Genomic DNA, 12,920 nt, shown 5'->3' on the forward strand with positions numbered 1-12,920 from the left:
TCCTGCAAGTTGCAGATTTCACTGTGAGGTGTGGACGAGAACACCCTCAGTGACGATCGTGGACGGATGCAGTTGCTCTTGAACGGTCACTTCGAGGAGACGTTCCGCGGTTTCCAGCGGTCCGCGTTCCACCTCGAGGTCGCCGACGTCTACGACGCCCCGGACGAGGCCGAGCCGATCCGCCGGTTCCGGGCCGGCGAGCCCGACGACTTCGCCTGGCAGAAGCCCTGGCTGGACCTCATCCGGGAGACCACGGCAACCGGTCGCAGCGTCCAGCGGCTGCGGGTGGTGTCGGTCCCGCACGTGGAGTACACCCGCTGGCTGCTCAGCATCTCGCACCTGAACGTGGACGCCGGCGAGGTGATCCGCTGGCTGCCCCGCGACGAGCTGGACGGGCTGCCGATCGCCGACGACGACTTCTGGCTCTTCGACGACCGCCGGGTGGTCTTCACGCTCTTCACGCCGGACGGCTCGGTCACCGCCGCGGCGGCCACCGAGGACCCGGCCATCGTCGAGCACTGCGTCCGGGTCCGCGACGCGTTGTGGCCCCGAGGCGTGCCGCACCAGGCCTACGTCACGCGCTGACGTCCTGCCGGCGCTTCGCGTCCGAGCGGTGCGGCAGCGTCGCCGGGTCGGGCAGGTTCAGCAGATCCTCCTCCGGCGCGGCGATCAGGCCGCTGCGGTGGGCGATGAGCCGGCCGGCCGAGACCAGGTCGTCGAGCATCGCGGCGAGGCGGGACGCGCCGGCCCGGTTGCCACTCCAGCCGAAGAGCCGGCCGGCCGCGGCCAGCAGGTCGTCCCCCTCGACCAGCCCGGCGTCGAGCACGAGGTATTCGATGGCGAGCTGGAGCTCGGGTTCGGCCACCTGTTCCGGTTTCCGGTTCACGCCGTCGGCGGGCACCCGTACCGTCGGAATAGGCGCATCGGGTGATGTGATGAACGTGCCGTCGAAGCCGGCGCCCGACGATCGGATCGCCGTCTCGATGGCCGTCTTCACGCCCTGGGTGAGCCGGCTGATCCCCCACGCCTCACGGATCCGGCGGGTCAGGACCTGCAGGTGCACCGGCCCCTCCACCTCGGCGATCTTCTCGACCGCCTGGATCAGGAGAGCGCCGGCCACGGCGTCGTCGGCCCGTGCGCTGGCCGGGAGCGCGCCGACGACCGTCCGCTCGTAGGGCAGCGCCCACTCCGGCCGCGGCGCCGGGCGGACGGCGAGCTGCTCCTCGTCCGGCTCGGCGAAGACGTCCGGGACGGCGAGGGCGTTCTCGATGGCGACCCGGAGCCGGGCCTCCTCGCCGTCGCGGTCGCGGTACCACGGGACGCTCCAGATCCGGTGCAGGCTCCAGCCGTGGCTGTGCAGCACCTGGTCGTTGAGACGGTCCCGGTCGCGGGCCACCGGCGAGGCGTGACCCGGGCCGTCGCAGAGGACCCCGAGGGCGAAGCCGGTGTCGTCGGCGTCGCTGGCCCGTACCCCCACCGCGACGCGGCCCGGACCCGCACCGACCTGGCCCGTTGCCGCATAGCCCCAGCCCAGCACGGTTTCCAGGACGGACTCCTCGAGAGAGGTCCCTCCGCTCAGGGAGGCCGGAGCGCCGCCGGAGGCCGCGATCTCCAGGTACGAGGCGAGCCGCCGTTCACCCTCACCGGCGGGCTCGGCGCGCGACGGGATGGCGCTGACCACCTCGATCCGCTGCCGGGCCCGGGTGATCGCCACGTTGAGCCGGCGCGCCCCGGTCGAGCCGCCCGCGGCGTCCAGCGAGGCGCCGGTGGACAGGATGATCACGTCGCGTTCGTCGCCCTGCGCCGTCTCGGCGTCCTTCACGAACAGGTCGCCGAGGAAGCGCTCCAGGTCGGGGTCGCCGGCCAGGGCCGCCTCCACCGTGTCGGCGATCGCGTCGGCCTGGGCCGCCGTCAGCGTGACCACGCCGAGCGACAGGCTGGGCCGGTGGGTGAAGTGGTGGACGACCCGCCCCGCCACGAAGTCGGCCTCGCCGCCGCCGTGCGCGACGGCGAAGAGCTCGACGCCGATGTCCGGCCCCTCCGGCAGCGCCCCCGGGAAGGCGACCAGCCGTCCCCGGTAGAACTGCTGGTTCGCGAAGTCGATGAGCGCCTCGTGCCGGCTGCGGTAGTGCCGGGTCAGGCCGATCCGGGTGAACGCGCCGCAGTCGTTCGCGACGACCAGCACCGACGGCTGGTCACCGGGCGGCGGCAGCTGGCAGTCGTCGCCCACGATGATCAGCGAGGTGCCGCGCCGGGCGCAGGAGGCCGCGGCGGCCGGCGTCATCCGGGACGCCTCGTCGATGATCACCACGTCGAAGCCCGCGTCGTCGGGCAGGAGCCGGGCGGCAGCGGCGGGCGGCGCGAGGAAGCACGGTTTGAGCGCGGCCGCCACCTCCCAGACGTCGGTCAGCAGCCGGCGTACCGGCAGGTGGCCGTTCTGCTTCTGCCCCTCGGCGCGGATCAGCGCGATCGGCGGCGGCGTCTTCTTCTGCTTCTTCGGGCGGCGGCCGTTCGCGGCGGCGGTGATCGCGCTCGCGGCGTCCTGGAGCAGGGCGGCGTCCAGCCGGCGGAACTCGTCGACCAGTTCGTCGCGGCCGGCGGCGGCCAGCGGTTCGAGCCGCTCGTCCGTGCCGATCACGTCCTCGGCCCAGGCCCGGTACGCGGCCCGCTCGATCACGTCCGGCACCCGCCGCACGTCGACGGCGTGGTCGGCGCAGAAGTCGACGACGGCGTCCAGGCCGTATTCGGCCAGTCCTTCGCGGGCGGCCAGGTAGTCGAACCACTCCCGCTGGCCGGTCGCGTCGTCGCGGAGATCACGCAGCAGGTCACGGGCGGTCTCGTAGCGGTCGAGGGCGGTGGCGAGGCGCACCTGCCGGGCCGGGCCGAACGCGTCGAGGATCCGCTGCCGGGCCTCCTGCCAGGCCTGGATCAGCGGCACCAGCTCGGACGGCTTCGTGCCCCCGCCGCCCAGCGAGGCGGCCTGCTCGGCGTTGAGGGCCGCGTCGGTGCCGGTCCGCAGGGTCCGCGCCCGGGCCGCCCAGTCGATCGCCATGCCGAGGGCCCGCAGGTCGGTCCGCCGCCCCTGGTAGGCGTCGCCGAGCGTCTGCCGGTACCCGCCGGCGGCGGTGTTCAGGGCCTCCTCGGCGTCCAGCACCGCCTGCCGGGCCGCCAGGACCGTGGCGGCCTCGGCGACGTTGAGGTCGCGGCCGATCGCCCGGCCCAGCTGGTCGAGCAGCGTCGCGGTCTCCCCCAGCGGTGTGATCTGGGCGCGCAGCCAGGCGATCCCGGCCTGCACGCTGCCCCGGCCCAGCTCCGGGCGGGCCGCGGGCTCCGGCTCCGGACGCAGCGTGGCGCGCCAGTGCCGGAACACGTCCCGCGCCTCGGTGACCGCCTGCAGCAGCTCCTCGTCGTGGCCGGCGTCCGAGGTGACGTACCCGATCACCGACGGCAGGGCCTCGGTCGGCGCCACCCGCAGCACCTCGGCCGCGGTCTCCAGGGCCCGGCCGACCGCGCGGAAGTCGGTGTCCAGCCGCTTCCAGTACCGGCCGAGCTGGCCGGCGTGCTGCCGTTCCGCCGCGACCAGTCCCTCGTGCGCGCGCCGCCAGGCGACGGCGTGGTCGAGGTGGGCGATCGCGTCGTCGATGCCGACGTCGGGCTGGGTGAAGCCGGCGACCGCCTCCTTGTCCCGGCGGTGCGGGGCGAGCAGCTTGCGGGCGCCGCGGTGCACCGTCGCGAAGCGCTCGGCCAGCTCCTCGACCGGCTCCCGGAGCACCGCGTCGGTGAAGAACGGCTCCGCCTCGGCCTGCGCGGCCGCGACCGCCTCGACGTGCCGGCGCAGCTGGGCGGCGGCGTTGGCGACCGCGCTCTGCGCGCCCGGCGAGAACCAGGCGACCAGCGGCTTGTCCGGCCGCCCGCCCAGGTCGGCGATGAGGGTGACCAGCTCGACGTCGGTGAACATCACGACGTCCGGCAGCCGCAGCCGGGTGGTCACCCGGTCGAGCCGCTGCTGCTGGTGCTCCAGCTCGTCGGCGTCCGCGGCGAACCGGCCGGCCAGCGACTTCGCCTCGGCCGCGGTGAGCGGCTCCAGGCGGACCGCGGCCGGGGTGAGGCGCGGCGGCTCGGGGATGGCCGGGGCGTCCAGCGGCTCGGCCAGGGTCTCCCAGCTCACCCCGGTCCGTGCCTCGGCCTGCTCAACCGCCCGGTTGACCTCGTCGAGCAGCCGTTCCAGGTCCTCGGCGGCCTGCCGGACCGGCCGCAGCGCCACCGCCGTGAGCCAGGAGTCCTCGACGCCGCGCGGGCGCTGGGCGGCGTGCTCGGCGGCCTCGGCCAGCGCCGGCGCGTCGGACGGCAGCCGCAGGTGGAACGCCGTGGCGATGGCCGCGTTCGGGGTGGAGGCGCCGGCCAGGTCGTCGAGGGCCGTCTGGGCGAGCTGGAGGGCCTCGTCGAGCGGCTCCCGCTCGATCACCTCACGCCAGCGGAAGCCGCTGCGCTCGTTCGCCGGCCGCCACGCGCCCTCCAGCCGCTCGGCGGCCCCGCGGACCCGGTCCAGGGCCTGCTCGGTGAGCGTGGCGGCCTGGATGCCGGCGGTCGGCGCGTCCGGCACGTCGCTGAGCTGCGACAGCGTGCCGACGACGTCGTGCAGGCTGCGGCCCAGGGGGTCGCGGACCTCGTTGACGGCGGCGGCGTACGCGTTGAGCTTCTCCCGGGCCTCGCGCAGCCGCTCGCGGTCCTCGGCGGACATGCCGGGCATCGCGGTGGACGGCGCCGCGTCCAGGGCGGCGGCGAGCGCGGCGGCCACCTGCCGGCGGGACCCCTTGGCGCCGTGCAGGCCGAGCAGGTGGTTGCCGAGCCCGGCGGCGGAGAGCCGGTGCTGCACGGCGTCGAGCGCCGCGGCCTTCTCCGAGACGAACAGGACCCGCTTCCCGGCGTGCGCGAGCGCGCCGATCATGTTGGCGACGGTCTGCGACTTGCCGGTGCCGGGCGGGCCGTCGATCACGAAGCTGCGGCCGTCCAGCGCGGCGGCGACGCAGGAGCGCTGGTCCGCGTCGGCGTCGAGCACCAGCGGAGTGTCCTCGGCGGGCGCCACCTCGTCGATCTCGCCGGGGCTGACCGGCGCGAAGGCGAAGGCGTTCGTGGTTCCCTCGGCGGCGGCCAGGGCCCGGACCACCGGGTGGCCGCCGATCCGCTGCTCGTTCTCGGTCAGGTCGCGGCGGATCTCCTCGGCGGCCACGTCGAAACGGGCCAGCACGACGGTGCCGTCGGTGCGCCAGCCGGGCCGGCCGGCGATCGCCCGTTCCACGTCCGTCCCGTCCGCGATCTCCACGCCCAGTCGGCGCAACCGCGTGACCAGCGCCGGGTTGACGACCGGGTCGCCGATGCCGGCCCGCAGGCGCGGCACGTCCTCGGGGCCGAGTGCGACCAGCTCGACCGGCGTGAGCAGGATCGGGCTGGCGTACCCCGTACCGTCGAGATCCTGCCAATGCAGCAGGCCGGCGGCGAGATGCAGCACCTCGACCCCCCGGTCGGCCTGTTCCTGGAGGCTGTGGCGGCGCAGCCGGCGCAGCAGCGGATGCAGCACCTCGGCCGGCAACTCGGCCCGGAGCTCGCCGGCGCCCGTCCCGAAGGCACAGTCCCGCCCGGCACGCAGGGCGTCGAGGATGCCGGCGGCGCCGGGGGCGGCGATCTCCACGAGGTCGGCGCCGCCCCGCGGCAGGTTGATGAGGCGGTTGGCGGCTCCGGGGTCGGCGATCCCGTCGCGCCAGGCCGTAAGAGCCGCCCGGACGTCGTCGCCCGGGCCGGTGGGTGCTTCAGCATCATCCGGCCGCATATGCCCATTCCAGCAAGGCGACCGGATGAATGCTGGCGAATCACCGCTTTTCAGCGACGCTTCGCTACCAGCACCGCGTCGTTGATGGTGATCTTCCGACCCTCGGGGTCCTTCACCTGACGGGAACGCGCCTCCGCCGTCAGCTCCCACTGCGCGGGGTCGAGCGTCGCGGCGATCTCCTCGGGCAGGAAGAGCATGTCCGGGAAGTGCATCCGGCCCACCGTGGTCGCCAGGTCGGACGGGTGGTGACCGACGATCAGCAGGGTCCCGCCGGGCGCCACGGCGCCGGCCAGGTGCTTCCAGAGCTGCTGCCGCTCCTCCGAGGGCAGGTGCATGAACTGCGCCGAGACCAGGTCGTATTCGCCGGACGGCGCCGCCGCGCGGAGGTCGGCGTGGCTGAACGTGATCCGGTCGGCCACCCCGGCCGACGCGGCGTGCCCGGCCGCCCGGCCCAGCGCCACCGTGGAGATGTCCACGGCGGTGACCTGCCAGCCGCGCTGCGCCAGCCAGACCGCGTCGGCGCCCTCGCCACAGCCGACGTCCAGCGCCCGGCCGGCCGGCAGGTCCGCCGCGTCCGCCACCAGCTGCGGGTTCGGGTTGCCGCTCCAGACCGCGTCCCGGCCGCGGTACCGCTCCTCCCACGCGTCCTCGGAGAACATCGTGGCGATCCGGTGCCGGTACGCGGTGACCGCCTCCCGGGTCTCCTCCGCGATCAGGTCCATGTTGATCATCGCGCCGGTGGTCTGCGCCGCCGCCGCGGCGACCGCGACCGTGGCGCCCAGGTTCGTCACGTTGCCGGCCACCCAGACGCCCGGAACCGCGGTGGCGCCGTTCGGGTCGGCCGGGATGTGGCTGCCGAGCACGTGACCGTTCATCGCGAAGTCGGCGGGCTCGAGGCCCAGCGACGCGAGGAACGCCGACCGGGCCACGAACCGCGGGCCGACCGCCAGCGCGTCCACCGCCACCACGGCGCCGGTCTCCAGCCGGACCCCGGTGATCCGGTCCCCGGCGACCTGGACCGAGGCGATCCGCTCGGCCACCACCGCGATGCCCCGGGCGGCCAGCTCCTCGGCCTGCTCGCCGACCGGCGCCGGGCCACCGTTGAGCAGGTAGAGCACGTGCGGGCTGAGCTGGCGCCACATCTGGGTCGCGTGGAAGGCGAGCGGGCTGCTCACGATCACGCCGATCCGCTGGTCCCGCAGCTCCCAGCCGTGGCAGTACGGGCAGTGGGCGACGTCCCGGCCCCAGCGCTGTCTCAAACCGTCGATGGCCGGCAGTTCGTCGACCAGTCCCGTGGTGACCAGCAGCCGTCGTGCCCTGACCTCGCGCTCGTCGTCCAGGATCACGACGAAGCCGCCGTCGCTCCTCCTCGCCGCGACTGCGGTGGCGGTGACGAAATCAGCGCCGTATCCGGATATCTCCTGCCGGCCCGCCGCCAGCAGCTCCGCCGGCGACCGCCCGTCGTGACCCAGCACGTTGTGCATGTGTGCGGCCGGCGCGTTGCGCGGCTCACCGCTGTCGACGACGAGCACCGACCGGCGGGAGCGGGCCAGCACCAGCGCCCCGCTCAGCCCGGCGGCGCCGCCACCGATCACCACGACGTCGTACGCATCCTGCTGCATCGGTCTTTCCTTCCGTTGCCCTCATCGCTCGGGGATCACCGTGCCTCAGGGTTCCGAAAAGCGGCAACTAAAGTTGCTGTTATGGCAAAAGACGAGCTCGCCACGGTGGGGCCCCGGCTCCGCGAGCTGCGGCAGCAGCGGGATCTCACGCTCACCCACCTGGCCGAGGTGACCGGCATCTCGGTGAGCACGCTGTCCCGCCTCGAGTCGGGCACCCGCAAACCGACGCTGGAGCTGCTGCTGCCGCTGGCCAAGGCCTACCAGGTGAGCCTCGACGACCTGGTGGACGCGCCGGAGAGCGGCGATCCGCGAGTGCGGGCCCGGCCGATCGTGCGGGGCGGGCGGACGTACATCCCGCTCTCCCGCAAGCCGGGCGGCCTGCAGGCGTTCAAGACGATCATCCCGGCCGGCGAGCCGGAGCAGTGCGAGCAGAAGACCCATGAGGGGTACGAATGGCTCTACGTGCTCTCCGGCCGGGTGCGTCTCCTGCTCGGCGAGCACGATCTGACGCTGGAGCCGGGTGAGGCGGTCGAGTTCGACACCCGGCTCCCGCATCTCGTGCTGAACGGCGGGACGATCCCCGCCGAGATGATCAATATCTTCGGGCCGCAGGGCGAGAGGGTGCATGTGCGAGCCCGATCCCGATCAGCGTGAGACCACGTTGCGCAGCGGCCGGCCCTCCCGGAACGCCGCCAGGTTCTCGAGGATCAGCTCCTCCGCGTCCAGGGGACGGCCACCGGCCGCGTGCGGCGTGATGATCACGTTGGGCTCGTCCCAGAGGCCCGACCCGACCGGCAGCGGCTCGGTCTCGAAGACGTCCAGGGCCGCACCGGCGATCGTGCCGGACCGCAGCGCCGCCAGCAGGGCCGCCTCGTCGAGCACCGTGCCCCGGCCGACGTTGACCACCCAGGCGTGCCGCGGCAGCCGGTCGAACACCCCGGCGTCGATCACCCGGGTCGTCTCCGGGGTGGCCGGCAGGATGGAGATCAGCAGGTCGGTCCGGGGCAGCAGCGCGGGCAGGTCGCTCGCTGCCACCACCGGGAAGCCGTGCCGGGTCCCGGCGCTGCGGGCCACGCCGGTGACCGTGGCGCCGAGCGTCGCGAGGATCGGCGCGAGGGTGGCGGCGATGCCACCGAAGCCCCAGATCACCACGTTGGCGTCGCGGAGCGTACGGAACGCCGCCGTCTCGTGCACCGGCTGGATGCCACCGAGCTCCTCCGCCCAGCGCCGGCCGATCTGGGCCCGGACCAGCAGGTGCAGCCGGCGGGCCGCGGCCAGGACCATGGCGAGGGTGTGCTCGGTGACGGTCCGGTCGTGCAGGCCCAGCCCGGCCGTGATCACGATGTCCGGGGAGAAGCCGGCGTTCAGCACGGCGTCCGGCCCGGCCGCGAGAGTCTGCACCCAGCGGAGCCTGGTCAGTCGCCGGGCGGCGTCGCGCAGGTTGCCGGCCGAGTTGCCCCAGACGACCAGCACCTCGGCGTCGAGATGCTCGTCGGGGATCGGCTCACCGGCCGCGTAGATGTCGGCGGGGAAGCCGAGGTCGAGTTCGATGGTGTCGGGCAGCAGGACCTTCATGCCGGTCAGCTTGCCACCTTTTCATAGAGCGCCACCGTTGCCCGTTTCGGCTGCCAGAAGCCGATCCGCCGATGGTCTCGTTCCAGGATCGGCCGCAGCTGTTCGCGCGCGGAGATCGCGTCGCCGCGGCGGTCACCGACCACGATCCAGATCCGTTCGGCCCGCGATATCGCGGAGACGTCGCTCTTCTCGGTCGCGATCAACCACCCGGTCCGCGCCGATGGCACTGCGACGAGAGGATCCGCCGGCCTCGCGGGCTGCCGGGACAGGTAATAGTCCATCCCCGCCCGGATCGCCCGATTCTTCGGCGGGTAGACGACCACGTCACCGGGCCGCGCCCGCTCACCGATGATCGCGGCGGCCGCCCGGTAGTCCGGCCCCACCTTGGCGGTGGGCGTCCGCACCGCCCGCTGACCGGGGATCGCCACGAACGCGAGCAGCAGCAGCACCGCGACGACCCGGATGCGTTCCAGCCGGGTCAGCGCGATCGCCGCGAGCATCGCCAGCGGCGCCAGCACCACCAGGAGATAGCGCGCCACCCACATCGGCGAGGCCAGCACCGACACCACCGCGAGCGTCACCAGCGGCCCGAGCGCCAGCGCGGCCATCGGTGCGAGCCGGCGCAGCGGGCGCCAGGCCGTGAGCACCACCATGCCGATCACCAGCCAGGCCACCTCCCGCGACCCGAAGACGTCAGCGGGCATGGCCCGGATCCGGGCCATCGTGATCGGCTCGACCCAGTGCAGCTGGGTGTCCTCCTGATGCGCGCCCAGCCAGGCGATCGGCAGCAGCGGCAGCATCCCGGCGAGCGCGGTTCCCGCCCAGGTCAGCACCAGGCGCCGGCGCCGGCGCCGGCCGCGCCACGCCACCATCCCGATCATCACGGCATGGGCTGCCAGGGTGGTCAGCGCGAGCAGGTGGGAGAGGCCGAGCAGGGTCACGCTCAGGCCATAACCCATCCATCGGTACGGGTGACCGCGCCGTATCGACCCGAGCAGCAGCAACAACGCGAGCGCCGAGAAGAAACAGGCGAAGGCATAGGGCCGGGCTTCCGCAGCGTACCGGGTGGTGTTCGGCACCAGACACAGGATCACACCGGTGACCAGTCCGGCGAGCGGCGAGAAGAGACGGCGGCCCAGTTCGGCGGCGAGTGCCACGCCACCGGCCATCGCGAGGATCGACGGCAGCCGCAGCGCCACCTCGGAGGTGCCGGCCACCCCGGTCCAGAAGTGCAGGAAGACGTAGTAGGCGCCGAAGACCGCGTCGATGTTCCGGACCAGGTCGAGGATCTGGCCGACGGTCCGCGACGAGACCTCGGCCGAGGTGACCTCGTCCCAGCTGAGCACCGGGCGACCGGCCTGGACCAGCGCGACCACCAGCATCAGCGTGCCCGGGATCAGCGCCGGGAGCACGGCCGGCCATCGCCGGGGCCGCGGCAGCGCCGGTTCGGCCGGCACGTCGGTGCTGTGCATCGACCTGGTCCGGACCGGCGCCGGCCGTGTCCTGGTCGGTGAGTCGGTCACCTGTCACACCTCCGCCGGTGTTTCGCGTCCACGGCGAGGAACACGCTGGCCCGGCCGTCCAGGGTTCAGATCTACCGGGAATCGACCCGGATTCTCCTCCCGCCCGGGGCGAACCACCTGTCCGATACCCACGCGGAACGGCCGCGGCGCATCGAACGCCGCGGCCGTCGTGGAGCGGTGGGTCAGCTGCCGACCGGACCGCCGTCGGTGCGCCAGGTGACGATCACGCCGGGCTTGGCGTAGTCGCCGTCCGGCCAGACCGAGGCAGGCTTCTCCACCGAGGCGCCGGTGATCTCACCGGGGTGCTGGACGGCGACGAAGACCGACTTGTCGTCGGACGTGACGAACGGCCCGCAGGTCTCGGCACCCCTGGGGACGGTGAGGAACTGCTTGAGGTGGCCGCGCTCCTTGCCCTCGATCGGGGTCGCGAAGAGGCCGTCGTTGGTGCCGAGCGCGTTGCCGTCCGTGGAGATCCACAGGTTGCCCGCACTGTCGAAAGCGACGTTGTCCGGGCAGGAGATCGGCGACACGGCGGACTTGTCGTACCCGCCGAAGTAGGTGTCGGCGGCGGCCGGGTCGCCGCAGACGATCGGCAGCGACCAGGTGAACGCGGTCCCGGTGTGGTCGCCGTGCTTCTCGACGATCTCGAAGATGTGGCCGTGCTTGTTGGCGTTGCGCGGGTTGGCCTCGTCCGCCGGGGCGTTCGTGCCGACACCCCGGTTGGTGTTGTTGGTCATCGCCGCGTAGATCTTGCCGGTGCGCAGGCTCGGCTGCACGTCCTCGGGCCGGTCCATCTTGGTGGCGCCGACCGCGTCACCGGCGAACCGGGTGTTGATCAGCACGTCCTCGGCGGTCATGCCGGGGACGAAGGACCGGTTGCCGGACACCAGCTTGATCCAGACGCCGGTGCCGTCGAACCTGCCGTCCGACGGGAGCTTGCCGGTGCCGTCGATCTCGGTGGCCGGGCTGTCGCCGGTCACCTTGGCGACGTAGAGCGTGCCGGACTCGAGCAGCGACAGGTTGTGCTTCCGGGCCCAGGGCGAGTCGCTGGAGATGTACTTCTTCTCGGAGACGAACTTGTAGAGGTAGTCGAACCGCTCGTCGTCGCCCATGTACGCCACGACGTGACCGCTGCGGGACACGATGACGTTGGCGCCCTCGTGCTTGAACCGGCCCATCGCGGTGTGCTTGCGCGGCGGGGCGTCCGGGTTCAGCGGGTCGATCTCGACGATCCAGCCGAAGCGGTTCGCCTCGTTCGGGTTCTTCGCCAGGTCGAACCGCTCCTGGACCCGGTCCCACTTGCGCGAGCCGCTCGGGTAACGGGTCGTCGTGGTGATGCCGTACCGGTTGAACTTGGTCTTGGTGGCCGCGTCGACGGCGTCACCGCCGACGAAGTACTGGTTGAAGTTCTCCTCACCGGAGAGGACCGTGCCCCACGGGGTGACGCCGCCCGCGCAGTTGTTCAGGGTGCCGATGACGGTCCGGCCCCTCGCGTCCGCCGCCGTCCGCAGCGCCGCCGACCCGGCCGCCGGGCCGGTGAGCTCGAACTCGGTCTCCAGTGCCGTGATGCGCTTGTTGTAGCGCAGCCTGCGGCCCTTCACCGGCTTCCACTGACCCGACTTGCCGACCCGCTCGATCTCCACGACGGAGAGCCCGTGGGCCGCGATCGCCGCCTCGATCTGGTCCCTGGTCAGGGCGTCCTGGCTGACGAAGCCGGGGAACATCAGGTCCTCGTTGGTGTACTCGTGGTTCACCACGAGCAGCGCCCGGTTCTTCTCCCCGGGCAGCGGGATCACACCGACGAAGTCGTTGTTGTAGCCGAACTGCTTCGACTGGGTGGCGCCGGTCTGGTTCGTGAGGCTGAACGCCGGGGCGCCGGGCACCACCGGGTCACCCCAGCGGATCACGACCGAGGTCTGGTAGCCGGGCGGGATGGTCACCGCGTCGGCCGTGTTCGGCGCGACGGCCTGGAAGGTCAGCCTGCCGGCCTTCTGCGGGACCGGCTTGTGCCCGCCACCGTGCGCGGCGGGCGTGGCCGCGGCGGCCGGGCTCGCACCCACGAGGCTCCCGCCGAGGCCGAGCACCAGGGCGCTCGCCGCACCGGCCTGGACCACGCCACGCCGGCTCATCCCGGCGTTGACGATGTCGCCGAGGTACGGGTTGGCCGACACGTTCGGGACGGGGTGATCACACGCGTTGCCGCAGCGGTACAGACACGTCATCGCGTCGCGTGCACCGCCGCTGTGCCCTGGGTTGCCCAGTAAAGGAAGAAGCCGGCGACTCAGGTCGGACATCAAATCTCCTCGGTCATTCCGCCACCGTGCCAGTGACGAGATGACCGGACGCTAAGAGCCCAGGTCTACGTGACCACCC

General features: G+C 73.0%; 7 protein-coding genes. 2 read left to right on the plus strand and 5 right to left on the minus strand.

The window, feature by feature from the left end; all coding sequences use genetic code 11:
* Positions 1-66 precede the first annotated feature (66 nt).
* The gene (locus EP757_RS40255; RefSeq protein WP_127553574.1) at positions 67-585 is read left to right on the plus strand and encodes a DUF6879 family protein; all 519 of its coding nucleotides are present in this window, start codon (positions 67-69) and stop codon (positions 583-585) included.
* Here the strand turns inward: EP757_RS40255 and EP757_RS40260 are convergent.
* Both EP757_RS40260 and EP757_RS40265 read right to left on the minus strand, forming a co-directional pair.
* Positions 575-5,827 (minus strand): DUF3320 domain-containing protein, encoded by a 5,253-nt coding sequence (locus EP757_RS40260; RefSeq protein ID WP_127553575.1) that lies wholly within the window; start codon positions 5,825-5,827, stop codon positions 575-577. The genes EP757_RS40255 and EP757_RS40260 overlap by 11 nt on opposite strands.
* Before the next feature lie 50 nt (positions 5,828-5,877).
* Positions 5,878-7,449, minus strand: a complete 1,572-nt coding sequence (locus EP757_RS40265; protein ID WP_127553576.1) for a bifunctional NAD(P)/FAD-dependent oxidoreductase/class I SAM-dependent methyltransferase — start codon at positions 7,447-7,449, stop codon at positions 5,878-5,880.
* Positions 7,450-7,530: 81 nt separating this feature from the next.
* On the opposite strand from EP757_RS40265, the gene EP757_RS40270 reads away from it, so the two are divergent.
* Positions 7,531-8,103 carry a helix-turn-helix domain-containing protein gene (locus EP757_RS40270; RefSeq protein ID WP_127553577.1) on the plus strand — a complete coding sequence of 191 codons (573 nt, stop codon included), beginning with the start codon at positions 7,531-7,533 and terminating at the stop codon, positions 8,101-8,103.
* Here EP757_RS40270 and EP757_RS40275 read toward each other — a convergent pair.
* The 3 genes from EP757_RS40275 to EP757_RS40285 all read right to left on the minus strand — a co-directional run bounded on the left by EP757_RS40275 (position 8,095) and on the right by EP757_RS40285 (position 12,841).
* Positions 8,095-9,024 carry a phosphoglycerate dehydrogenase gene (locus EP757_RS40275; RefSeq protein ID WP_127553578.1) on the minus strand — a complete coding sequence of 310 codons (930 nt, stop codon included), beginning with the start codon at positions 9,022-9,024 and terminating at the stop codon, positions 8,095-8,097. The two genes, EP757_RS40270 and EP757_RS40275, sit on opposite strands and share 9 nt — an antisense overlap.
* Positions 9,025-9,029: 5 nt before the next feature.
* Entirely contained in the window at positions 9,030-10,547 is a 1,518-nt protein-coding gene (locus EP757_RS40280) for a glycosyltransferase family 39 protein (RefSeq protein ID WP_127553579.1), read from the minus strand.
* Positions 10,548-10,729: 182 nt separating this feature from the next.
* Positions 10,730-12,841, minus strand: coding sequence for a PhoX family phosphatase (locus tag EP757_RS40285; protein WP_127553580.1), 2,112 nt, complete (start codon positions 12,839-12,841; stop codon positions 10,730-10,732).
* Positions 12,842-12,920 lie beyond the last annotated feature (79 nt).

It is taken from the genome of Actinoplanes sp. OR16 (assembly GCF_004001265.1).
GTDB lineage: Bacteria > Actinomycetota > Actinomycetes > Mycobacteriales > Micromonosporaceae > Actinoplanes.

Excerpts from the sequence above, each read along its gene's own strand:
- EP757_RS40285 (WP_127553580.1), bottom strand. The coding sequence starts at position 12,841 with ATGTCCGACCTGAGTCGCCGGCTTCTTCCTTTACTGGGCAACCCAGGG.
- EP757_RS40260 (WP_127553575.1), bottom strand. The coding sequence starts at position 5,827 with ATGCGGCCGGATGATGCTGAAGCACCCACCGGCCCGGGCGACGACGTC.
- EP757_RS40275 (WP_127553578.1), bottom strand. The coding sequence starts at position 9,024 with ATGAAGGTCCTGCTGCCCGACACCATCGAACTCGACCTCGGCTTCCCC.
- EP757_RS40255 (WP_127553574.1), top strand. The coding sequence starts at position 67 with ATGCAGTTGCTCTTGAACGGTCACTTCGAGGAGACGTTCCGCGGTTTC.
- EP757_RS40265 (WP_127553576.1), bottom strand. The coding sequence starts at position 7,449 with ATGCAGCAGGATGCGTACGACGTCGTGGTGATCGGTGGCGGCGCCGCC.
- EP757_RS40270 (WP_127553577.1), top strand. The coding sequence starts at position 7,531 with ATGGCAAAAGACGAGCTCGCCACGGTGGGGCCCCGGCTCCGCGAGCTG.